This is a genomic window from Ruegeria sp. CH2 (assembly GCF_056537065.1).
Map to the genome: position 1 here is coordinate 62758 of NZ_JBQFQV010000008.1, position 21637 is coordinate 84394.

Annotated in this window: 21 protein-coding genes; 13 read left to right on the forward strand and 8 right to left on the reverse strand. The window is 56.8% G+C overall.

Annotation, left to right across the window (positions count from 1 at the left end):
- Positions 1 to 76: 76 nt before the first annotated feature.
- Entirely contained in the window at positions 77 to 643 is a 567-nt protein-coding gene (locus ACR0M9_RS12380; protein ID WP_480773740.1) for a tetratricopeptide repeat protein, read from the reverse strand.
- 30 nt (positions 644 to 673) lie between these two features.
- Positions 674 to 1156, reverse strand: a complete 483-nt coding sequence (locus ACR0M9_RS12385; RefSeq protein ID WP_480475581.1) for an Lrp/AsnC family transcriptional regulator — start codon at positions 1154 to 1156, stop codon at positions 674 to 676.
- 108 nt (positions 1157 to 1264) lie between these two features.
- Between ACR0M9_RS12385 and putA the strand changes: the two genes are divergently transcribed.
- On the forward strand, positions 1265 to 4663 hold the full coding sequence (putA, locus tag ACR0M9_RS12390; protein ID WP_480773741.1) for a bifunctional proline dehydrogenase/L-glutamate gamma-semialdehyde dehydrogenase PutA: 3399 nt from the start codon (positions 1265 to 1267) through the stop codon (positions 4661 to 4663).
- A gap of 42 nt (positions 4664 to 4705) precedes the next feature.
- Entirely contained in the window at positions 4706 to 5449 is a 744-nt protein-coding gene (locus ACR0M9_RS12395; protein WP_480493652.1) for a rhomboid family intramembrane serine protease, read from the forward strand.
- 412 nt (positions 5450 to 5861) lie between these two features.
- On the opposite strand, the gene ACR0M9_RS12400 is transcribed toward ACR0M9_RS12395, so the two are convergent.
- Positions 5862 to 6602 carry a helix-turn-helix domain-containing protein gene (locus tag ACR0M9_RS12400; RefSeq protein ID WP_480773742.1) on the reverse strand — a complete coding sequence of 247 codons (741 nt, stop codon included), beginning with the start codon at positions 6600 to 6602 and terminating at the stop codon, positions 5862 to 5864.
- Positions 6603 to 6716: 114 nt separating this feature from the next.
- Here ACR0M9_RS12400 and ACR0M9_RS12405 point away from each other — a divergent pair, with 114 nt between their 5' ends.
- From ACR0M9_RS12405 to ACR0M9_RS12425, 5 genes are all read left to right on the forward strand, one after another.
- Entirely contained in the window at positions 6717 to 7460 is a 744-nt protein-coding gene (locus ACR0M9_RS12405) for an ABC transporter substrate-binding protein (protein WP_480773743.1), read from the forward strand.
- A gap of 79 nt (positions 7461 to 7539) precedes the next feature.
- On the forward strand, positions 7540 to 8196 hold the full coding sequence (locus ACR0M9_RS12410) for an amino acid ABC transporter permease (RefSeq protein ID WP_480773744.1): 657 nt from the start codon (positions 7540 to 7542) through the stop codon (positions 8194 to 8196).
- On the forward strand, positions 8193 to 8930 hold the full coding sequence (locus ACR0M9_RS12415) for an amino acid ABC transporter ATP-binding protein (RefSeq protein WP_480557754.1): 738 nt from the start codon (positions 8193 to 8195) through the stop codon (positions 8928 to 8930). The genes ACR0M9_RS12410 and ACR0M9_RS12415 overlap by 4 nt, the downstream gene beginning before the upstream one ends.
- 54 nt (positions 8931 to 8984) lie before the next feature.
- Positions 8985 to 9347, forward strand: a complete 363-nt coding sequence (locus ACR0M9_RS12420; RefSeq protein WP_480773745.1) for a cupin domain-containing protein — start codon at positions 8985 to 8987, stop codon at positions 9345 to 9347.
- A 33-nt stretch (positions 9348 to 9380) separates the two neighbouring features.
- Positions 9381 to 10637 carry an NAD(P)/FAD-dependent oxidoreductase gene (locus ACR0M9_RS12425; protein WP_480773746.1) on the forward strand — a complete coding sequence of 419 codons (1257 nt, stop codon included), beginning with the start codon at positions 9381 to 9383 and terminating at the stop codon, positions 10635 to 10637.
- A 917-nt stretch (positions 10638 to 11554) separates the two neighbouring features.
- Here the strand turns inward: ACR0M9_RS12425 and ACR0M9_RS12430 are convergent.
- Entirely contained in the window at positions 11555 to 12340 is a 786-nt protein-coding gene (locus ACR0M9_RS12430) for an inositol monophosphatase family protein (RefSeq protein ID WP_480773747.1), read from the reverse strand.
- Between the two features lie 98 nt (positions 12341 to 12438).
- Positions 12439 to 13344 (reverse strand): LysR family transcriptional regulator, encoded by a 906-nt coding sequence (locus ACR0M9_RS12435; protein WP_480482174.1) that lies wholly within the window; start codon positions 13342 to 13344, stop codon positions 12439 to 12441.
- Positions 13345 to 13438: 94 nt separating this feature from the next.
- Between ACR0M9_RS12435 and metF the strand changes: the two genes are divergently transcribed.
- The gene (gene metF, locus ACR0M9_RS12440) at positions 13439 to 14305 is read left to right on the forward strand and encodes a methylenetetrahydrofolate reductase [NAD(P)H] (RefSeq protein WP_480773748.1); all 867 of its coding nucleotides are present in this window, start codon (positions 13439 to 13441) and stop codon (positions 14303 to 14305) included.
- Between the two features lie 229 nt (positions 14306 to 14534).
- Positions 14535 to 15200: a J domain-containing protein gene (locus tag ACR0M9_RS12445; protein WP_267364348.1), complete on the forward strand. Its 666-nt coding sequence runs from the start codon at positions 14535 to 14537 to the stop codon at positions 15198 to 15200.
- 49 nt (positions 15201 to 15249) lie between these two features.
- On the opposite strand, the gene ACR0M9_RS12450 is transcribed toward ACR0M9_RS12445, so the two are convergent.
- A complete protein-coding gene (locus ACR0M9_RS12450; protein WP_480475567.1) occupies positions 15250 to 15768 on the reverse strand; it encodes a YHS domain-containing (seleno)protein in 519 nt (172 codons plus the stop codon).
- A gap of 248 nt (positions 15769 to 16016) precedes the next feature.
- Here ACR0M9_RS12450 and yghU point away from each other — a divergent pair, with 248 nt between their 5' ends.
- The gene (yghU, locus tag ACR0M9_RS12455; RefSeq protein ID WP_480505973.1) at positions 16017 to 16895 is read left to right on the forward strand and encodes a glutathione-dependent disulfide-bond oxidoreductase; all 879 of its coding nucleotides are present in this window, start codon (positions 16017 to 16019) and stop codon (positions 16893 to 16895) included.
- A gap of 59 nt (positions 16896 to 16954) precedes the next feature.
- On the opposite strand, the gene ACR0M9_RS12460 is transcribed toward yghU, so the two are convergent.
- Entirely contained in the window at positions 16955 to 17743 is a 789-nt protein-coding gene (locus tag ACR0M9_RS12460; protein ID WP_480482184.1) for an SseB family protein, read from the reverse strand.
- Positions 17736 to 18323, reverse strand: a complete 588-nt coding sequence (locus ACR0M9_RS12465) for a uracil-DNA glycosylase family protein (RefSeq protein ID WP_480773749.1) — start codon at positions 18321 to 18323, stop codon at positions 17736 to 17738. The genes ACR0M9_RS12460 and ACR0M9_RS12465 overlap by 8 nt, the downstream gene beginning before the upstream one ends.
- A 249-nt stretch (positions 18324 to 18572) precedes the next feature.
- On the opposite strand from ACR0M9_RS12465, the gene ACR0M9_RS12470 reads away from it, so the two are divergent.
- From ACR0M9_RS12470 to kdsA, 3 genes are read left to right on the forward strand one after another with little or no spacing between them, the layout of a single operon-like run.
- On the forward strand, positions 18573 to 19232 hold the full coding sequence (locus ACR0M9_RS12470; RefSeq protein WP_209504732.1) for an ABC transporter ATP-binding protein: 660 nt from the start codon (positions 18573 to 18575) through the stop codon (positions 19230 to 19232).
- Positions 19210 to 20793 (forward strand): KpsE/RkpR family capsule polysaccharide export protein, encoded by a 1584-nt coding sequence (locus ACR0M9_RS12475; protein WP_480773750.1) that lies wholly within the window; start codon positions 19210 to 19212, stop codon positions 20791 to 20793. Before ACR0M9_RS12470 ends, ACR0M9_RS12475 begins: the two co-directional genes overlap by 23 nt.
- Positions 20794 to 20798: 5 nt before the next feature.
- Positions 20799 to 21632, forward strand: a complete 834-nt coding sequence (kdsA, locus tag ACR0M9_RS12480; protein WP_480487624.1) for a 3-deoxy-8-phosphooctulonate synthase — start codon at positions 20799 to 20801, stop codon at positions 21630 to 21632.
- The last annotated feature ends 5 nt before the right edge of the window (positions 21633 to 21637 follow it).

Genomic DNA, 21637 nt, shown 5'->3' on the forward strand with positions numbered 1-21637 from the left:
TCCGAAGGGGTCCAACACAACCAGTTTGCCCGCAAAAAGGTTAGGTTTCCCTTTCGGTTCTTTCGAAAACCCGGCGTCAAATATCTTGACCGGGCGGTTCCAAAAGACCGCCGGGTTCTAACAATGCCCGCTCTGACAGCCATGGGTTAAGTTCTAGCGCCGCGGCAAGGGCAGCGCGCGCGTCGTCAAGGCGCTTCAGACCCAACAATGACAAGGCGCGACCGCTCAGCGCACCTATATGGTTCGGCGACAACTCGATCGTGACATTCAGATCCTGCAAGGCAGCAGCGAAGTCTTGTCTGAGATAGTTCACAAACGCACGCTGATTGTAGCCTTCGGCGTAGTTCGGGCAGTAATCGACAAGCTGGTCAAGCTCTTCCAACGCGCCCAGTAAATCCCAAGCCTCCCGCCGTGCCATTCCCCGGTCCAGCAAGCCTTGCGCACGCGCATCCGGCGCGTCCGTCCAAAGCTCCCACATCTGGTTGGAAATGGCGCGCGCATCACTTTGCGATTCTGCCTTCCGAACCTGATTGATTAGCGCATCCACACCTTCTGAATGATCCGGAGCATCAGGGCAGGACTGGGCGTGCGCCGCACAAGACAAGGCAACAACAGAAAGAGCAAAGAGGAAAGCGTGTGTCATGTACCAAGGATGGCTCGTAATCCTGATCCGTCAAGCCTGATGCTCGAACCCACCCAAACTGCCGGCTTCCTTAACCGCCTCCATCGCCACAAAGGTCGAGGTGCTGGCGACATGCGGCATGGATGAAATCTTTTCGGCCAGAACACGACGATACTCTGACATCGTGGCTGTGCGGACCTTCAACAAATAGTCGAAATTCGAAGCAATCATATGGGCTTGCTCGACCTCGGCAGTTTTTCGGACAGCCGCATTGAACTCGGCCAGTGCCTTTTCGCGGGTATCGGTCAGGCGCACTTCGACAAAGGCAACGTGGTCCAGCCCCAGTCTGATCGGATCCAGCATCGCCCGGTATCCTTTGATCACCCCGCTTGCTTCAAGCCGTTTCAGGCGCGCCTGTGTCGGTGATTTCGACAGACCAATTTCGCGCGCAAGATCGGCGACCGAAATGCGCCCATCCTCGGCCAGAATTCTCAGAATCGACCGGTCAAACCGGTCCAGGTCAGGAAAGTTCATTTGCGCTGCTCTCTGGCGAAATTTCAGGTGTTCCGCCTTCAATTATCGTAAACTCAGGCGATTGTCCTGAGTTTTCGCAGGTATATTGGCACAAAGACCGGAGGACTCATGTCTCATACCCTGCGTACATTAATCGACACCTCAACCTATGCTGACCAGTCGGCGATCCTTGAAACCCTGATCTCTCAGGCCAGCCTGAGCGCCACGGACCGCGGCGCCATCAGCGCCGCCGCCGCGCAGCTTGTGCGCGACATCCGCTCCAGCACGTCTCCGGGGTTGATGGAGGTGTTTCTTGCCGAATACGGCCTGTCCACCGACGAAGGCGTCGCCCTGATGTGCCTGGCCGAAGCGCTGTTGCGCGTGCCGGATGCCGACACGATTGACGCGTTGATTGAAGACAAAATTGCCCCTTCGGACTGGGGCAAGCATCTTGGGCACTCGTCTTCATCCTTGGTTAACGCCTCAACCTGGGCCCTGATGCTGACGGGCAAGGTTCTGGACGAAGGCAAGGCCTCGCCTGTTGGCGCCCTGCGCGGGGCCATCAAGCGATTGGGTGAACCCGTGATCCGTACCGCCGTGTCGCGTGCGATGAAGGAAATGGGGCGGCAATTCGTGTTAGGTGAGTCCATCAACGCCGCGATGGAGCGTGCGCGCGGGATGGAAAACAAGGGATATACCTACTCCTACGACATGCTGGGAGAGGCCGCGCGAACCGAGGCGGACGCCGCACGATATCACCTGTCGTATTCACGCGCCATCTCGGTCATCGCCGAAGCCTGCACCCATGAGGATATCCGCGCCAACCCGGGAATTTCAGTCAAGTTGTCAGCCCTGCATCCCCGTTATGAACTGGCGCAGGAAAAGCGCGTGATGGATGAACTGGTTCCCCGACTGCGGGCGCTGGCCCTTTTGGCCAAGGCCGCTGGCATGGGGTTGAACGTCGACGCCGAAGAGGCGGATCGCCTGTCTTTGTCATTGCAGGTGATAGAGGCAGTGATGTCCGATCCGGCTCTGGCTGGCTGGGATGGGTTCGGCATCGTGGTTCAGGCTTATGGGCCACGCGCTTCGCTGGTTCTGGACACGCTCTATGACATGGCTGAACGCCACGATCGCAAGCTGATGGTGCGTCTGGTCAAAGGCGCCTATTGGGATACCGAGATCAAACGCGCGCAGGTCGAAGGCGTGGATGGCTTTCCCGTCTTCACGCACAAGGCGGTCACCGATGTGTCCTATATCGCCAATGCGCGCAAGTTGCTGGGCATGACAGACCGGATCTACCCACAATTCGCCACCCACAACGCCCATACAGTCAGCGCCATATTGCACATGGCCGAAGGTCAGCCTTTTGAATTCCAGCGCCTGCATGGTATGGGTGAGACATTGCATCAGCTTGTGATGAACAGGCAGAAAACGCGTTGTCGCATCTACGCACCGGTTGGTGCGCATCGTGACCTGCTGGCCTACCTTGTGCGGCGTCTGCTGGAAAACGGCGCAAACTCATCCTTCGTCAACCAGATTGTCGACGAAAACGTCCCGCCGGAAGTGGTTGCCTCGGATCCGTTTGTTACGGTGCTGACACCGCCGCCCCCACTGCCCACCGGGCCCGAACTATTCAAGCCGGAACGCCCCAATTCCAAAGGTTTTGATCTACACCACACTCCAACGCTGGACAAAATCGATGCAGCGCGGGATCAGTTCCGTGCGTATCACTGGTATGCACAGCCGTTGCTGGCTGACGCTGCCAAACCCCAGGCGGATGAGCAGGTAATCAACCCGGCGAATCCTGCCGACAAGCCGGGTGCGGTCGCCTCGGCAAGTGAAGCTGATGTGGAACTGGCGCTGGCTTCGGCAAAGCCGTGGCAAGCCCTGGCAGTCGAACGTGCCCGCATCCTGAACTCTGCCGCCGATCTTTATGAAACGCATTACGGCGAATTGTTCGCCCTGCTGGCGCGCGAGGCTGGCAAATCGCTACCTGACGCCGTGGCGGAACTGCGTGAAGCGGTGGATTTCCTGCGTTACTACGCCGCCAACATACCTGATGCCGAGCCCGCTGGAGTATTCACCTGCATCAGCCCGTGGAACTTCCCGCTGGCGATCTTCTCAGGGCAAATATCGGCAGCTTTGGCAACCGGGAACGCCGTTTTGGCCAAGCCTGCGCCGCAGACACCCCTGATCGCGCACCGCGCCATTCAATTGCTGCATGAGGCTGGTGTGCCGCGCGACGCGCTGCAATTGCTGCCGGGTGGTCCGGCCGTGGGCGCGGCGCTGACATCGGATGCGCGCGTCTCGGGCGTGGCCTTCACCGGCTCGACAACGACCGCTCTCAGAATCCGGTCGGCAATGGCTGGGGCCATGCGCCCCGGCACGCCGTTGATCGCAGAAACTGGCGGCCTGAACGCCATGATCGTCGACAGCACCGCACTTCCCGAACAGGCCGTGCAATCGATCATTGAAAGCGCTTTTCAGTCCGCGGGTCAGCGGTGTTCCGCACTGCGATGCCTGTACCTGCAACAGGATATCGCAGATGACGTGCTGACCATGCTCAAAGGGGCAATGGATGCCCTGCGCATCGGGGACCCCTGGCTGATCTCTACTGATTGCGGCCCGGTGATCGACGCGCAGGCCCGGCAGGTCATCGCCGATCACGTCGCTACGGCAAGGGCCGAAGGGCGCGTTCTGAAAGAGCTGCCGCTGCCGCCCGAAGGCATCTTTGTTGCCCCCACGTTGATCGAAATCTCGGGCATTGCCGCGCTGGAGCGTGAGATTTTTGGCCCCGTGTTGCACGTGGCAAGGTTCAAAGCGCAGGAGATCGACAAGGTCATCGCGGATATCAACGCAACCGGATACGGGCTGACCTTTGGCCTGCAAACCCGGATCGACGACCGGGTGCAGCATGTGACCGAAGCAATCCATGCCGGAAACATCTATGTAAACCGCAATCAGATCGGTGCCATCGTTGGCTCCCAACCTTTTGGCGGTGAAGGGCTGTCAGGCACCGGCCCGAAGGCGGGCGGCCCGAATTACATGGCCCGGTTTTGTGCACCGGATCGGCAAATCACGACAGAAACCTGGGAGCATTTGGCAGACCTACCTGCTCCTCAGGGCCAGCCGGCCCCAATCCGGACCCGTTCTCTGCCCGGCCCAACCGGAGAATCGAACCGGCTGAGCGAATATCCCCGCCCGCCTCTTCTGTGCATGGGGCCGGGGGAAACGGCAGCGCGCGCGCAGGCTGACGCCGTACAGGCGCTGGGTGGCACGGCCATTCAGGCAACCGGAATGCTTGACCTTCACCGGTTGGAGAACCTGACCGGTATCTCTGGTGTCCTTTGGTGGGGCGACGCTGAAACCGCGCAGCAGATCGAACAGCACCTGGCCCGCCGGAACGGCCCCATTGTGCCCCTGATTCCGGGCAGACCCGACCGCGCGCGTGTGCTGGGTGAACGCCATGTGTGTGTCGATACGACCGCAGCCGGCGGAAACGCTGCGTTGTTGGGAGGTGCGGCATAAGCTTGCCTTGACGCTGGGCGCGCAAAAGCCCAGCGTCACCTCATGTTTCCGATCCGCGACCATAACCCCTCAGGGCGCACGCCTTATGTTGTCTACGCCTTATTGGCGGCCAACATCCTGATCTTCCTCAGCTATGTGGGGATCATGAATGATGCGCCACTTATCAACCGGCTGTTCTTCGACTATGCCATCATCCCGGCGCGGGTCAGTGATGGGGTTGGTCTGGAAACCCTTGTGACATCCATGTTCCTGCATGGGGGATGGATGCATCTGGCCGGGAACATGCTGTTCTTATGGATATTCGGCGACAATCTGGAAGATGAAATGGGCCATCTGCCCTTTTTGCTGTTCTATCTGGTCGCAGGTATCGGCGCAGGTCTGATCCATGTGGTTACAGGGCCGGACTCTCAGGTGCCTACCGTCGGCGCCTCGGGCGCGATTGCAGGTGTCATGGGTGGATACCTGCTGCTGTTTCCCAAGGCGCGTGTGGATATTCTGCTGATCCTGGTTGTCTATTTCAGGGTCTTTACCATCCCCGCTTTCATCATGCTGGGCGTATGGCTGGCGATTCAGTTCTTTGGCAGCGTCACCAGCAACCCGGACGAAGGCGGTATCGCCTATTGGGCCCATACCGGCGGGTTTGCCGTGGGCCTGCTCCTATGCGTGCCATTGTGGCTGCGGCGCGGTGGCGTGCAGTTTTGGAACCGCACGCACGGGCACCCGCCCCACCCAGAGGCAACGTACAAGCTGTCGCAGTCACGTATTCCGCGCGTTCCGCGTCGATAAAGCTGAACTGAGGGGCGATCAGCCCATGGGCGCTATCTTACCAAATCGAATACCAAAATTGGGTAGCCCACGCATCCTGTGAGCGGTTGTTGCCGTTCGTGCAGAACGCGGCGAAGGTGCCAAGAGAACTCGGGGTCAGCATGCCAGATTTGGTGCGCGTGTTCGCGGCATGGGAACCGCCGCGGCTGCTTCATTCTCAACGCCGCCGCGCGGGTTAAAACCAGCCATTCAAGCTTGGCCCTGCGAGATTAGATTCCAAAATCAGGGTTGCAAGGCACGCTCGCCGTTCACCGGCACGGTAATTGTTCGCACCTGAGGTGTCAGATTTCGCTCCGAGCAGCCAGGTGCGTTGCCCAAGCTCCGAAAAAAGTTTGACGTTGAGCGGTTCATTGCTGAACACCCTGCCTCAACACTACCAGATTGGAGGAGTCGTTGCCCAGATAACCCTGCATTTTCCCTTGCCAAGGTTTCGATACCGATGAGGGAGGCTACTTTCAAAATGAAATGAATCCCCTTGGTTCAGGATATGCGGCCTGCCATCAATCGATATTTCCAGACATCCTTCAATCACGACCCCGCATTCCTCACCGGCATGAGAATACGGTTCATCACCTGATCCGCCACCCGGCTCAAGATCTAGATCCATGACCTGTAATTCACCTTCGTCGTGCGCTGTCAAAAAGGACTTGAACACCCCTTTACTGCTGAGATCAATTGACCTGCGGTGATTGGCCCGAACGATATAGCTCTCATCATCTGCCGCCTCGTTTTCATCTACACTGAACAGCTGTAGTACCGACAACCGCAACGCGCCACTGATCGAGCGCAAGACCCGAACCGACGGCGACGATAACCCCCTTTCGATTTGGCTGAGAAGGCCCACCGATATCCCTGCCTCGTCAGAGATATAAGTCAGTGTAAGTCCCAGTTCTTTACGCCGATCGCGTATCGCGCGACCAAGTCGCACGTCTTCGCTTACTCCATCCGTTGCAGCCGCTGCTGAGTGATTTGAGTTGTTTGGCATAATGATAAAGACACGCTCTCTTCGTTGCTTGAATACGAAGAATACCTTCCACCACTCTTCATGTCCATGAAATACACCCAGCTTTTCACATTGACCGTGGAAGAAGCCCGCATAAGCATAATATTTCATTTTAATGAAAGAATGTCGAAAATTTTTCAATCTCATCTACACTCGAGGAATGTTGACCTGTCAGGCGGGTCCGCAGGACCTCAGAACAGTGAAGAACCAACAAGGAGAAGTTTCATGAACATGAAAATACTTACCACACTCGCTGCAGCGACCTGGCTGTCTGTTGCGAACGGCACTTTCGCGGAAACTCTTAATGCCGGGGTAACGACCACGGGTGTGCCGTTTACGTTTGTTGATATCCAAACCGGACAACCGACAGGAGCCATGGTTGACATTGCAAATGCGATTGGTGCGGAAATCGGAATGGAGATGCAATTTGAAGTTACTGCGTTTTCGGCACTCATTCCCGCGCTGACCACAGGAAAGATTGATCTTATCTCTGCGGGCATGCTGATCACCGACAAACGCGCAGAGGTCGTTGACTTCTCAGACAGCCCCTACAGCTATGGGGACGCCATGTTCGTCGCTGCGGACAACCCTGAAAACTATACGCGAGACGATCTAGCGGGCGAGGTGATTGGAGCGCAGGTTGGAACTGTGTACGCGGATTCCCTGGCGGAGATTGGGGGATTCGGCGAGATCAAGTTGTATGACTCGATCGTAGATATCATGCGCGACGTTCAACTTGGTCGGATCAAAGCGGGTTTCGGCGACGGCCCCATTGTCGGATACCAGATTTCACAAAATCCCAATCTGGGTGTTCGTCTGGTTGAAGGCTATGAACCAATGAAACCGGGCAGAGTCGGGTTGGCTGTAGACAAAGGAAATGCCGAGCTGCTGAAACAGGTGAACGAGGCGTTAGCAAAGTTGCAGAATTCGGGTGAGCTGAAGGCCATCTTCAACAAATACGGCCTTTGAGAAACTTCCCTATCCAGCAAGAGGGCGCTGGCAGCTCACCAAGTGATGTGCCAGCGCTACGACCGTAGGAACAGCGCCAATGTCAACCTTTCTTGAACGCTCGATCGAGTATCTACCTCTGCTTTGGAGTGGATTGAAGCTTACAATTGCCGTCACAGTGCTTGCACTGCTTTTATCAACCTTGTTGGGATTATTGTGGGCTCTGCTCAGAACTTCAGGAATCCCAGTCCTTGCTCAAGGTATTCGGTATCTGACAGAATTCATACGCGGCATCCCGATCCTCGTGGTTTTGTTCTATATCTATTTTGTGATGCCCGAAATCGGCATCGACCTTACCGCGTTTCAGGCTGGCATCATCGGGTTGGCGCTGACCTATTCCTGCTATATCGGCGAAACCTTTCGTGCGGGGATAGAGGCGGTAGACCGCGGCCAGGTAGAGGCGGCAAAAGCCATCGGAATGAAGCACGGTATGATGATGCGTCGAGTGGTACTGCCGCAGGCGTTTAGAATTGTCCTGCCACCCTATGGCAACAATACGATCATGCTACTCAAAGACAGTTCACAGGTCTCTGTTATTTCAGTTGCCGAGTTGACCATGCGGGGAAAAACACTGGCTTCTTCAACCTTCGACAACATGACAATTTTTACTTTGGTTGCGCTGCTTTACCTGAGCTTGACCATCCCCCTGAACATCGCGATCCGGCGAATGGAAAACAAAATGGGCGACGCAAAATGATCGAATTCAAGGAGGTTCATAAATCCTTCGGCTCACTGAACGTGTTGCAAGGTATCAACGCCAATGTCGAAGTGGGCGAAGTTGTTTGCCTTATCGGGCCTTCGGGCTCTGGTAAGTCAACGATGCTCCGGTGCGTAAACGGTCTGGAATCTTACCAGGCAGGTGACATTCTGATCGATGGGAAGCGTGTCGATGTCGCATCACCGACAATTCACCAACTTAGAGCGCAAGTGGCTATGGTGTTCCAACGTTTCAACCTTTTCCCCCACCGAACGGCTTTGGAGAATGTCATGGAGGGGCCGCTTTATGTTCTGAAACAGGACAAGTCCGAGGTGCGGGATCGCGCAATCGGATATCTGGAGCGGGTCGGGTTAGCCGAAAAAATCAACGCCTACCCTGCCTCGCTGTCCGGCGGGCAACAGCAAAGGGTCGCTATTGCCCGGGCCTTGGCTATGCAACCCAGAGCCATTTTGCTCGATGAACCGACATCGGCACTTGATCCGGAAATGGTCGGCGAGGTGTTACAGGTTATGCGCGCCCTCGCTGAGGAGCACATGACCATGTTTGTGGTGACCCATGAGATTCAATTTGCCCGGGAAGTCGCTGACCGCGTGCTGTTCCTGGATAAGGGTCAAATCGCTGAGCAGGGTAAGGCGCAGGAAGTTTTGCGAAATCCAACACATCCGCGCACCCAGGAATTCCTTAGGCGGGTCACACACCCTGAACAAGGGTGAAATGATGCTGGTTAAATCCAGCCTCTGCCCCAATGACATTTACGGAGAACAACAATGTTCAATCTTGTTGGCCTGAAAGATCTCGATGCGATCCAAGTTGGCGACTACAGACCCAAACCGACAACCCTGACGCCGGGGCAACAGGAAGCTACTGCACCCGTTTACACATCGCCAACAGGCGATACCAAGATCGGTATCTGGGAATGCACTCCGGGCGAGTTCACCGCAGACCGTAGTGGCATGGCAGAATACTGTCACATTCTGTCCGGTTCGGCGACGATCACTGATGCCGATGGTGGCCATTCCGTAACCCTTGGCGCGAATGATTTTCTTGCCCTGCCCAAAGGTTGGAAAGGCACCTGGGCAATCCACTCCCACGTCCGCAAGCTCTATTTCCTGGTAGAGAATACAAATTGACGACCGTATTTTGAGTTTCGGAGTTTGACCGCAATGCTAGACTCTATCTGGTCCGCCACGGCAAATAGCACCCCAAAATTCCCCGCTTTGGCCGACAACTGCAAGGCTGATGTCGCGATCGTAGGCGCAGGTTACACTGGCCTCTCCTGTGCTCTTTCTCTTGCTGAAGCGGGTGCAAACGTCATCGTCGTTGAAGCTGAGCAACCTGGATTTGGTGCCAGTGGGAGAAATGGTGGTCAGGTCATTCCCGGCCTCAAGTACGATCCTGACAAGCTGGACCGCATGTATGGCGAGGTAACCACCGAATTTGTCGGCGGTGCTGCGCAACATGTGTTTGATATTATCGATAGACATAACATCCAATGTGACCACCGCCAGGACGGCTGGATTCAGACAACTGTAAAAACCTCGCATATCCCCACTTTGCAAAGCCGGATGCAGCAATGGGAAAAGCGGGGGGCCTCCGTCGAATGGCTGGATGCTGCGCAGGTCGCTCGTCAGACGGGTTCAAGAAGGTTTGTTGCAGGTTGGAAAGACCGGAGGGCTGGCTGTGTGCACCCGCTGAATTATGCCACCGGGCTTGCACAAGCGGCTGCGGATGCCGGGTGTAAGATTTACGGCAAGACCCCTGTTTCCCGGATACAATCAGATGGCGCGGGATGGAAACTGTCGGTAGGCGAACAAGGGCAGATCAAAGCAGATCAGGTGGTGCTGGCGACCAACGGCTATACAAGCCACCTGTGGCCCGGATTGCGCCAGACAATGGTGCCCGCCAACAGTTCTCAGGTGGCCACAAAGCCTCTGCCCGAAAGCATTAGCCAATCAATCTTGCCCGAAGGCTGCGTTGTATCGGACACTCGGCGTATCGCTAATTATTTTCGGATTGGCCCGGGGAACCGTCTCATGGTGGGGGGGCGAGGACATTTTGCAGAACCACGCGGGCCGAACTCTTTCAAACGTATCCATGCTGACTTGAAGGCGCTTTTCCCTTCTCTGGAAAATCAAGAGTTGGAATTTATGTGGTCTGGACGCGCTGCAATGAATTTGGACCACCTGCCTCATATCTATCAACCGGCTGCCGGAGTCACGGCCGCACTGGGGTATAATGGCAGAGGTCTGGCGCTTGGCAGTGCATTGGGGGCGGCAATTGGTGCCCATCTGGCGAACTCTTCCATCCCTCTGCCGTTGCCGGCGGACCGGATGAAGCAGCTCCCCTTTCATCGCTTGCACCCATATTACGGCACTGCCGCGATCTGGTACTTTCGTCTGCGGGACTTACTGGAGAGGTGATCTGAGAATCGACCTGCCGCATCAGCAAGCACCTGGAAGGATAGCAGCGGCCCCATAGCACGGCTGTCATGTCCGGACGTGGTGCTCGGGATCGGCTGGCAGCGTGACGACAAAGTGTGGAAGTACTCTATGGGAAGCAGGTTCTCCTTTCGCGTGGCCTTCCTCTCGCGCTTCGCCGGTCTCTGGCTTTCGCGGCAAAGCCAGTTTTAGCCGAACTTGTACACGTCATGCTGAACACATCGCTATTTGGTGACGATTGTTGATACGCGGGCCATCCCGAACGGACAATGAAATCGGCACCGCTCTCCAGAATATACTCCAGCCGCGACGGCCTCTCATTGGCGCGGACACCATCGGCAATATCCCCGGTATGAACCGGAAAGTGCTTGTGGCATTCACCACTATGCCCGTCGGTAACCTCAATGGCCCGGAATATGTCCGTCGCCCCGCAACGATATGTAATCGCCACGCCTGACCATTCTTTCTGGGTCCCATGACCGTTATTCCGTCAACCAATGAGGCAACCGAACGGTCATGTGACCAGATCTTGATCTTATCCGCCAAAAGCATCTGGCATGTTGTTTCCAGCCAGCTTGCACTCCCGCGGGGCCGCTTCAATACACCAACGTCATACAAACCGTGATCTCGGCAGACGCTGCGCAGGCCGAAGCGGACGATAGTGAATGGCCATAGGGCCTATGATGCTGGCAAGCCGCAAAAGTGACTGGGAGACCGCGACCTTCCGGCTGCGTCGGCAGGCACCGGCTTCCCGTGCGGCCACCCAAATGTCAACTACATCACCATGAACGGAAACAAGCCCGCTCCGGCCCTTTAACTCGGGAATGAAACCAGTCCTACGCCTTCCAAAACAGAGCAAGACTGATTTATGGATCGCTTAAGTTAGCGCCTGTGGGCGATCAGCCCCGGATCACTTTGGCGAATTGATCAAAGATTGGTTCATTCGAACAGATCACTTCACCATCTTCCAGCGCGTTACCCTCGGGGTTCAGGGCCTGCACAAAGCCGCCCGCCTCTTTCACGATGATGATACCGGCGGCGACATCCCACGCGTTCAGGCGGCGTTCCCAGAAGCCTTCGTACCGGCCCGCAGCCACATATGCCATGTCAAGCGCCGCAGCACCCCAACGGCGCACACCGGCGCAAGCGGGCATCAGACGCGCCAGATCCTGCAGGGTTGCAGGCAGGTCAGAACGACCCCCAAAGGGCAGGCCGGTTGCAAAGATCGATTCTATCATGCGGTGACGCCCCGACACTCGAATTCGGGTGTCGTTCATCCACGCGCCCTCGCCTTTTTCGGCAAAGAACATCTCATCCTTGGCGGCGTCATAGATCACGCCGGCTACGATCTTGCCTTTGTGCTCCAGCGCGATGGAAATCGCCCAGTGCGGCAGGCCATGCAGAAAATTGGTGGTGCCGTCCAACGGGTCAACGATCCAGCGGCGGGTCGGGTCTTCTCCGTCGATGGAGCCACCCTCTTCAGCCAGCCAGCCATAGGTCGGGCGTGCGCCCAGCAACTCGTCCTTCAGGATGGCTTCGGCCGCGATATCGGCCTTAGACACAAAGTCACCAGCGCCTTTCATCGACACCTGCAGATTCTCGACTTCACGAAAGTCCTTGACCAAAGAACGCCCCGCCTTGCGCGCGGCCTTGATCATGATGTTGAGATTTGCACTGCCAACCATTGTAAAAAGGCTCCTGTCCGGTCAAACCGCGCGTATACTGCCGCAAGGCTTCCTTGCCAAGAGGAATGATGTGCATAACAGACCCGCAGAAAACGCCTCTACCGGGATTGCAGCTTGCGCGCCTCTTCGCGGGCCAGTTTCACCAGTTCCTGCACATAGGGCTTGTCCAGATCTTCTGAACGGACCGCTGCATAAAGGCGACGCGTGATCCCCTCTTTGGTCAGGGGGCGGGTCACATAGTCCGAGTTGTATTTGACCTCGCGCACGACCCAATCCGGCAGAACCGAGATGCCTCGGTTTGAGGCCACCAGAAGCAGGATGACAGCTGTCAGTTCCACCTGCCTGATCGAGGCGGGTTCGACCCGTGCAGGGATCAACAATTGGCTGAACACATCCAGACGTGTGCGTTCCACCGGGTAGGTGATCAGGGTCTGGCCTCGGAAATCCTCAGCCTCGACATAGGCTTTTTCCGCCAGTGGATGGGCTGATGCAGCGACAAAGACGGGGTTGTAGTCAAACAGCTCCACAAACTCGACACCCGGCAGGTCTTCGGGATCGGATGAGACCACCAGATCAACCTCTTCCTTCTGCAAGGCTGGCAGGGCGTCGAAGGCCAGACCGGGTCGGATATCGACATCCACGTCGCCCCAGGATTTCCTGAAAGATTCAAGAACCGGAAACAGCCATTCGAAACACGCGTGGCATTCGATGGCGATATGCATCCGCCCGGTACGCCCGTCCCGCAGCGATGAAAACTCATTCTGTGCCGCCTCGACCTGCGGCAGGATCTGCTCGGCCAACCGCAGCAGACGCAAACCGGCGGCTGACAGCTTCATCGGCTTTGAACGTCGCAGAAACAGCTCGACCCCGGCCTGATCCTCCAACCCTTTGATCTGATGACTCAATGCGGATTGAGTGATGTTCAACTGGTCGGCAGCGCGCGCCAACCCACCGCATTCATGGATCGCCTTTATGGTACGCAGGTGCCGGAATTCAATATGCATCTCAAGTATCGTTCATGTTGTTGTTGAATAATATGAGTTTGTCTCACAATGCCCGTCATGGCACAAGATAGTCAGTTGATCCAGTGAGGCAGCCATGTCCAAACCCGAAATTTCATTCGAGTTCTTTCCGCCCAAAACTCTGGAGGCTTCTTTCCGCCTTTGGGATACGGTCCAGACATTGGCACCGCTGGAGCCCCGTTTTGTATCCGTCACCTACGGTGCAGGCGGTACGACCCGGGAACTGACGCGCGACGCGGTCGCAACCCTGCATAAATCCTCTGGTTTGAAGGTCGCTGCACACCTGACCTGTGTTGACGCTTCGCGGCAGGAAACGCTGGAAATCGCCGACACATTCGCACGTGCGGGCGTGCAGGACATCGTGGCCCTGCGGGGCGACCCGCCAAAAGGGCATGATCGGTTCGTACCGCACCCCGAAGGCTTTAACAGTTCGATTGAGTTGATTGAGGCGCTGGCTGAAACCGAAATGTTCAGCATCCGTGTCGGGGCTTATCCTGACAAGCACCCTGAAGCCGCCGACATGTCAGCAGACGTGGACTGGCTGAAGGCCAAACTTGACGCGGGCGCTGACGAAGCGCTGACGCAATTCTTTTTCGAGGCCGAAACCTTCTTCCGTTTCCGTGATGCCTGCGCAAAGGCGGGTATCGACAAACCGATCGTTCCGGGCATTCTGCCGATAGAAAACTGGGCAGGTGCGCGCAAGTTCGCCAAAAGCTGTGGCACACATATTCCCGATTGGGTCGAACAAGCCTTTGAAAAGGCCGTGCGCGACGGGCGAGAGGATCTGCTGGCAACTGCGATCTGCACCGAGTTGTGCTCGGACCTGATCGAAGGTGGTGTGGACAAGCTGCATTTCTATACCCTCAACCGCCCGGAATTGACGCGCGATGTGTGCTTTGCCCTTGGAATTACGCCACAAGTCGATCTTCAAAACGTCGCCTGACAACTGAAAAATCCAATGATTCACCCGGGTTACGAATTTTCCCGGGCGTTTTCCTTTTCTTATGCGTGACCTGTTTCACAGTCGTATCCGCGAATTCACACCTTTGCGGAACAATAGAATCTTCGCATCGCGATTGTTGTCAGCTTCCCTCTCAATCAACCATGAAATTTGACAAAACCATGCCCTCGGCAACACTAGGGCTGTGTAGTTTTTAATGAGTGTTTTGAGTATGGAACCTGTCGATAAGGTTAGGGCACGCACGGATGCCCTGGCAGATCTGGGCCTAAACCCGTCTGCCAATTCCAGTGAAATACGAGAGGCCTGGCGTCACATCGCCTTTCACACGCATCCTGATCACAAGGAAGGCGACAGTTCCGGGTTTTCGCGCGCCAAGGCAGCCTATGATTTTCTGCGCAAAGAAGGGCTGGCGACAAAGGGCGGTGCCGCTGCTGGCCCGCCGCAACCACGTCGGGCACGGTTGAAAAAACGTATCATCGAGCTTCCGCAAGAGGATATTGCCGCCTGTGAGGCAATGCTGAATCCGGGGCAAGTGCTGTCGCATATGAACAGTCAGCCTGGTATTCAACCCAAATGTGGCAGCGGTGTTGCTGACCATGTCCCCGACGCGGTCGGATGCTTTGGGCGACACCTGACCTACTTCGTCACGACACCGGTTAATCAGGGCGCAAATCGTGTGGCTTTGCCAACGACCGTTCTGACCAGTGCGCGGCACACCACAGCGGAAATCCTGAGCTTTCAATCCAGCGACACGGGCGCTGGGGAAGTCGTCATTCCCGATACGATCCGAGAACGCAAATTTCCGGGTGCCAAGAGCGTCAGGATCCGGTTTGACGCCGACCAGACGATACGGGATCAGTTCTGGCTTGCTGGCTGAACGAAAAAGCCCGGCTGGGTAAGCCGGGCTTTGTGCAATTTTGGCCGGGTCAGTTTTTCACCGGACCTTCCGAGGTAAATTTCGGGATCACGCTGGTCGAGGCGTCAGACGGCTCGATACCCGGCCAGTTGCCTTCAGCAAGGTTGATGTTGCCCGGAATGTCTTCTTCGAAGAACCCGACGACCACATCCGTGATGTTGAGATACAGCTTGTCGTCAACGATCCGCCACAAGTTCGGGTTTGCCGGAACCTTGCCACCGCGCGACACGCCATAGGCGCAGTGCCCATCATATTGCGGCGCATAATAGGCCGGGTTTTCCAGAAATTTGTCGCGGTTTTCCTCGGACGAGAATGCCCAGGTTGCACCATTGTATTCGGCAGTAATGCTGGCATTGCCACGCACGCCTTCGTGCTGTGGCTGACCTACCGGTACCTGATCCAGGTTGCGATAGGCGACAACATCATACCCCGAAACGGCAAACCCTGTGCCGTCAATATATTGCGGCCCGGCAAATGCCGGAACGGCCAGGGCCATGGCCGCAGCAAAGGTCAAAGCAAAGCGTTTCATGTAGTTTATCCTTTTCGTTCCAGCGGTATCGGTGACGCCGTGATGGCAGGTCTGGCAAAACAATATGCGATTCCCATTCTGTTCGTAGCCCTCCTCGCGCCGCTGTGACCCCTCTCGAGCAAACGTGAGAGTTTGGTCGCGGATTATTACAAATTATGCCGGAAAGGCTGGGTTGGACTCGGCGGATTGCAACACTACCTGTAAGACTGCATCGAACGCGGCCCGGACAAAGGCATGAAAGGCAAGACATGAGCGACCAATCTTCGTATACCCCACCAGCAGTCTGGACATGGGACAGTGAAAGTGGCGGACAGTTCGCCAACATTAACCGACCTATTGCCGGCGCAACCCATGACAAGGACTTGCCGGTTGGACGTCACCCATTGCAGTTGTATTCCCTTGCCACGCCCAACGGTGTCAAAGTCACCGTAATGCTGGAAGAGTTGCTGGCATTGGGTCACGAAGGCGCTGAATACAACGCGTGGCTGATCAACATCGGCGAGGGCGACCAGTTCGGTTCAGGGTTTGTCGAGGTCAACCCAAACTCGAAAATCCCCGCCCTTTGGGATCGCTCTGGCGACAAGCCGGTTCGGGTGTTTGAAAGTGCCTCGATCCTGTTTCATCTGGCTGAGAAGTTCGGAGAGTTTCTGCCCGCGTCCGGGCCGGAACGGACCGAAGTCATGAACTGGCTATTCTGGCAAATGGGCAGCGCCCCTTATCTGGGCGGCGGGTTTGGCCATTTCTACGCCTACGCGCCCGAAAAGTGGGAATACCCGATCAACCGCTTTGCGATGGAGGCAAAACGCCAGCTGGACGTTCTGGACAGGGAACTGGCGAACAAGACCTATATCGCGGGCGAGGAATATACCATTGCCGACATGGCGATCTGGCCGTGGTACGGTCAACTGGTTCTGGGCCGACTGTACAGCGCGGCAGAGTTCCTTGACGCGGAATCCTACAAGAACGTGGTGCGCTGGGCCAAAGCGATTGACGCACGACCTGCGGTTCAGCGTGGCCGTATGGTCAACCGCGCCTTTGGCGAGCCGCACACACAGCTTCACGAGCGTCACGACGCCAGCGATTTCGAAACACGTACGCAGGACAAACTGGAAGCTGCTGCGGAATAGCAGCGTCCGATCCTGGTACCACGCGGCGCAATATGCGCCGCGTGTTTGCCTTTTGGTCGTTACTTCAGAATTGGCGGTTTCGCGGGATTGCTGCCCGGAACCTCGCGCACCAGATCTGCAACCTGCGGTTCGGGCAGGTCAAAGCGAAGCCCCGTCTTCGCCAGCAGCGCGGCAGCGGCGTCATCTGTGGCAAAGAACCCGACATCTATCGCCCCCGCTTCGATCCCCGAAAACGTCAACGCCTCTGAAGCTGCCCTGGCCAGCGCTGGCTCGGCCCCTTCGACCGCACCGACAAACCCCAGCAAATGACCCTGAGCGCCCGCTTCGGATTTCGTGGCGACCAGATAGGCCGCACTGGCAAGCCCGCCAGCAGTTGCCAGCTTTGCATCAAGGGCGGTCAACAGGCTGTCCGGCAGACCGGAGGGCGGCATGAACTCGGCAAGCTTTTCCTCGACCTCTTTGGGGCCATGCTGCAACGTTTCGGCCAACCAGCCCAGGGCCTCGGCAGGCACCAGCATGGATGATGGCGCAGTTTCCAGGTTCAGGCCCAGCCCGATACCCTGCCCTGCCAGCATCCCCGACAACACACGCCCCGACAGCGCAACATAAGGCACAGGCCTCCCGGCAAACTGCGCCAATCGTTCCTCGCGGTCGAACGCCAACACAAAGCGCCCGTCGGCCACATCGAACACCTCGGGCGAGATGTTTTCGCCCATCGCTTCCTCGGTCAGCATCAAAAACAGCTCACTATCTGCAAGCCGTTCAAAAAACCGCAGACGGGCAGCATCGTTCTGCGGATCTGCCAGCATCGCGGCATGCGCCGTGTCCAACGCTGTGGTTTCAGTCATTCAGCACCTCTTGGACCCGCGCGCGCAGAACCGGCAGCAGTTCTGCCTCGAACCACGGGTTTTTCTTTACCCATGCCGTATTCCGCCAGGACGGATGAGGCAAGGCAAAGACCCGCGGCGCATGGTCCTGCCAGTTCCGAACGGCATCCGTCACCGACCCTCGCGCGCCCAGATGATATTTATGCGCATGACCACCGACCAACACCGTCAACGGCACCTGCCCCAGTTCCTGCATCACCCTGTCATGCCAGGTTTTGCCGCATATCGCGGGCGGAGGAAGGTCCGCGCCGCGGGCATCATAGCCGGGGAAACAGAATGCCATGGGCACAATCGACACAAGGTCACGATCATAAAAAACAGGTTCATCGACCCCAAGCCAGTGGCGCAGCCTATCGCCTGACGGGTCAGTAAAGGGCTGCCCCGACTCGTGCACGCGCGCACCCGGTGCCTGCCCTGCGATCAGGATGGGTGTCCCGCGCCGAAACCAAACCACCGGGCGGGGTTCATGGGCAGTTTTGGTTTGCGCAAAGGACGCGGCGCACAGGCGGCACGCGCGGATTTCGCCATCTAAATCTTTCATCTTGTTGCAAAACCTCCCAAAGCTGTTTTGCAAGGATCAGGTGTGAAACCACATAATAATGGTGCGGCAGATTTCTAGAAGTGCAGCGGAATTGCCGACAACCGATCAGTTGTTTGAGGGGTCGGCAGCAACGCATTGAACATTTGTTTCATAATTCGACATAATGTAGCCAACATGGAACGGTAAAAACCATCCTTTCTGACCGCCTGAAAGCGCGGCGACACAACGGAAACGAGCAGCAGGCCCCGAATGCTAGAGTTCGACAATGTCAGCAAGTCCTTCTGGACCGGGACGCGCCGCAAGGTGATCCTGGACAGGGTCTCGTTCCGTGTCGAACTGGGCACGTCGCTGGGCGTTCTGGCCCCGAATGGTACTGGCAAAACCACGCTGATCAACATGATGGCCGGTCTGGAAAAACCCGACGAGGGCGTGATCCGCCGCGAATGCCGGGTCTCGTTCCCCATGGGTTTCACCGGGGGTGTAACCGGCAAGTTGTCGGCGCTTGAGAACGCGCGATACATCGCCAAGATTTACGGCATGGATCCGGACTATGTTGAGGCGTATTGCAAATGGCTCTGCGGTTTGGGTGAATATTTCGAACAGCCGCTGTCCACCTATTCTTCGGGGATGCGGTCTCGATTCACGTTTTCTTTGATGCTGGCGCTGGATTTCGACATGTATCTTGTCGATGAAGGGATGCCAGCGTCTACAGATGTTGAATTCAACGAAAAAGCAGGGGCGATCCTGAAGGAAAGGTTGCGCACCACGACATTGGTGATCGTGTCGCACAGCCCGACTGTTTTGGAAAAATTCGCTCAGCAGGCCGCCGTTCTGCTGGACGGGCAATTGTACATGTTTGACTCCTTGGAAGAGGCAAAGCAGCTATATGACTACGAAACCCAAGGTTAGAAAGTACAACTGGCACAGCAATCGACAGGTGGACGATTCGGCCGAGGCGCGAGCGGATGCAATCTCGCGCATACGGGGCGCGACGCAAGGTCAGGCACCGGCGGCCGAGGCCCAGCCAGGCACGCAAATTGACGACATCAAGCGCGAAGGCCTGACAGGCCGCCAGTTGCGTATTGCGCGTAAACTCGCGCAGAAACACGGACTGGCGGCAACATCGGACTATGATGCGGTGCGCTTGCTGCGCAAGAAAGGCATTGATCCGTTTCAGCGCACGAACCTTCTTGATCTTGCCGCGGCAAAGCCCTCGGGACAGGGCGACAGTTCGAAGGTCAAAGACAAGATCAGCATTCAGTTGCCGCAATCCATAGGCGCAAGCACGCCAAACCTTCCGGGACCCGAGCTCAGCCCGGCTGAGCGGCGGAACCTTGAAATCGGTCAGATTCAGAAGGACATCGCGCGCCGACGCAGGCGTAAACTGTTTGGCCTGTTCGCGCGTCTGGCCGCCTTTGTGTTCCTTCCGACCTTTGTTGTGGGGTTTTATTTCTATCGCATCGCCACCCCGATGTATGCCAGCGATTCCGAGTTTCTGATCCTGCAAGCCGATGGCGGGCCGGGTTCCATCGGCGGGCTGCTCGCTGGAACGCAATTCGCCACCACGCAAGATTCAATCTCGGTTCAATCTTTCCTGGAATCGAAAGAGGCTTTGTTACTGCTGGATCGGGACGCCGGTTTTTCTGATGTCTTCAAGCAGGAAGTGATTGATCCGATTCAAAGGCTATCACCCGACGCCACGCTGGAAGACGCATACAAGCTGTTCAAACGCATGATCACAATCGGGTATGATCCAACCGAAGGGGTCATCCGGATGGAGGTTGTTGCACCAGACGCACAGACCTCGACCGAGTTCTCGGAGCGTTTGATCTCTTACGCCGAAGATCGGGTGAATGCCCTGTCCGGCAAGAAGCGCGAAGACCAGATGCGCGACGCATTGGAAAGCTTTGAAGCGGCGCAGGAGGCGCGGCGGCAGGCGCAGGAGGAATTGATCGAGCTTCAGCTTCAAGGGGCGGTGCTGGACCCCGAGAATGTCATTGCCAGCCTGCGCGCCCGCATCAACGAGATCGAGATATTGGTGCAGGACAAAGAGCTTGAACTTGCCGCCCTGCAAGACAACCTGCGCCCGAACAAAGCCAAGGTCGACGGCGTCAAGGCTGACATTGCCCGGCTTGAAAAGGTGCTGGAACAACTGAATGCCGAGATGCAGGATGCTTCCGATGGCGAAAATTCGCTGGCGCGGTTGAGCGTGCGCATCCAGATCGCTCAGGCGGATCTGGCGGCACGGGACATGATGCTGCAAACGGCAATGCAGCAAATGGAATCGACCCGATCCGAAGCTAACCGGCAGGTGCGTTACCTGACCGTCTCGGTGAACCCGATCCCAAGTCAGGAACCCAGCTATCCGCGCAAGTTCGAAAATACGATTTTGGCATTCCTGTTGTTTGCTGGTATCTACCTCATGATCTCGCTTACCGCGTCGGTCCTTCGTGAACAGGTATCCTCATAAGACTCATGAAACATGTAAAAATCTCCGACCTGACAGTCGGCAACGACCTTCCGCTGACTATCATTGCGGGCCCCTGCCAGCTTGAAACGGCAGACCACGCACAGATGATTGCTGGCAAGATGAAAGAGGCCTGCGATGCAGCCGGTGCGCAATATGTCTTCAAGGCATCTTATGACAAGGCGAACCGGACCTCACTGTCCGGCAAGCGCGGCATGGGCATTGATGCCGGGTTGCAGGTTCTGGATAGCATCCGCAAGACAATGGGCATTCCGGTCCTGACCGATGTTCATACCGAAGCGCAGTGCGCCATCGCCGCCGAGGCGGTAGACGTCCTGCAAATCCCGGCGTTTTTGTGCCGCCAGACGGATATGCTGCTGGCTGCGGGCAATACGGGCGCTGTGGTCAATGTGAAAAAGGGTCAGTTTCTCGCGCCGTGGGAGATGCCCAATATCGTGTCCAAGATCGAAAGCACGGGGAATCATAATATCCTGCTGACCGAACGTGGCACTTCGTTCGGCTATAACACACTGGTGGCTGATATGCGGTCCCTGCCGCAAATGGCCCAGACCGGGTATCCAGTAGTGATGGATGCGACCCATTCCGTGCAGCAACCGGGCGGAAAAGGTGGCTCCTCGGGTGGGCAACGCGAATTTGCTCCGGTCATGGCGCGCGCCGCCGTGTCGCTGGGTATTGGCGCGGTGTTCATTGAAACACACCAGGATCCGGACAATGCTCCTTCGGACGGGCCCAACATGATTCCGTTGGATCAGATGCCCCAACTCATTGACACTTTGATGCGCTTTGATGCGCTGGCCAAAGCTGATCCTATTCAGATTTAACGACT

Bases quoted from the DNA above. Each gene is read 5' to 3' on its own strand.
- ACR0M9_RS12380 (WP_480773740.1), bottom strand. From the start codon at position 643: ATGACACACGCTTTCCTCTTTGCTCTTTCTGTTGTTGCCTTGTCTTGT.
- ACR0M9_RS12385 (WP_480475581.1), bottom strand. From the start codon at position 1,156: ATGAACTTTCCTGACCTGGACCGGTTTGACCGGTCGATTCTGAGAATT.
- putA (WP_480773741.1), top strand. From the start codon at position 1,265: ATGTCTCATACCCTGCGTACATTAATCGACACCTCAACCTATGCTGAC.
- ACR0M9_RS12395 (WP_480493652.1), top strand. From the start codon at position 4,706: ATGTTTCCGATCCGCGACCATAACCCCTCAGGGCGCACGCCTTATGTT.
- ACR0M9_RS12400 (WP_480773742.1), bottom strand. From the start codon at position 6,602: ATGAAATATTATGCTTATGCGGGCTTCTTCCACGGTCAATGTGAAAAG.
- ACR0M9_RS12405 (WP_480773743.1), top strand. From the start codon at position 6,717: ATGAACATGAAAATACTTACCACACTCGCTGCAGCGACCTGGCTGTCT.
- ACR0M9_RS12410 (WP_480773744.1), top strand. From the start codon at position 7,540: ATGTCAACCTTTCTTGAACGCTCGATCGAGTATCTACCTCTGCTTTGG.
- ACR0M9_RS12415 (WP_480557754.1), top strand. From the start codon at position 8,193: ATGATCGAATTCAAGGAGGTTCATAAATCCTTCGGCTCACTGAACGTG.
- ACR0M9_RS12420 (WP_480773745.1), top strand. From the start codon at position 8,985: ATGTTCAATCTTGTTGGCCTGAAAGATCTCGATGCGATCCAAGTTGGC.
- ACR0M9_RS12425 (WP_480773746.1), top strand. From the start codon at position 9,381: ATGCTAGACTCTATCTGGTCCGCCACGGCAAATAGCACCCCAAAATTC.
- ACR0M9_RS12430 (WP_480773747.1), bottom strand. From the start codon at position 12,340: ATGGTTGGCAGTGCAAATCTCAACATCATGATCAAGGCCGCGCGCAAG.
- ACR0M9_RS12435 (WP_480482174.1), bottom strand. From the start codon at position 13,344: ATGCATATTGAATTCCGGCACCTGCGTACCATAAAGGCGATCCATGAA.
- metF (WP_480773748.1), top strand. From the start codon at position 13,439: ATGTCCAAACCCGAAATTTCATTCGAGTTCTTTCCGCCCAAAACTCTG.
- ACR0M9_RS12445 (WP_267364348.1), top strand. From the start codon at position 14,535: ATGGAACCTGTCGATAAGGTTAGGGCACGCACGGATGCCCTGGCAGAT.
- ACR0M9_RS12450 (WP_480475567.1), bottom strand. From the start codon at position 15,768: ATGAAACGCTTTGCTTTGACCTTTGCTGCGGCCATGGCCCTGGCCGTT.
- yghU (WP_480505973.1), top strand. From the start codon at position 16,017: ATGAGCGACCAATCTTCGTATACCCCACCAGCAGTCTGGACATGGGAC.
- ACR0M9_RS12460 (WP_480482184.1), bottom strand. From the start codon at position 17,743: ATGACTGAAACCACAGCGTTGGACACGGCGCATGCCGCGATGCTGGCA.
- ACR0M9_RS12465 (WP_480773749.1), bottom strand. From the start codon at position 18,323: ATGAAAGATTTAGATGGCGAAATCCGCGCGTGCCGCCTGTGCGCCGCG.
- ACR0M9_RS12470 (WP_209504732.1), top strand. From the start codon at position 18,573: ATGCTAGAGTTCGACAATGTCAGCAAGTCCTTCTGGACCGGGACGCGC.
- ACR0M9_RS12475 (WP_480773750.1), top strand. From the start codon at position 19,210: ATGACTACGAAACCCAAGGTTAGAAAGTACAACTGGCACAGCAATCGA.
- kdsA (WP_480487624.1), top strand. From the start codon at position 20,799: ATGAAACATGTAAAAATCTCCGACCTGACAGTCGGCAACGACCTTCCG.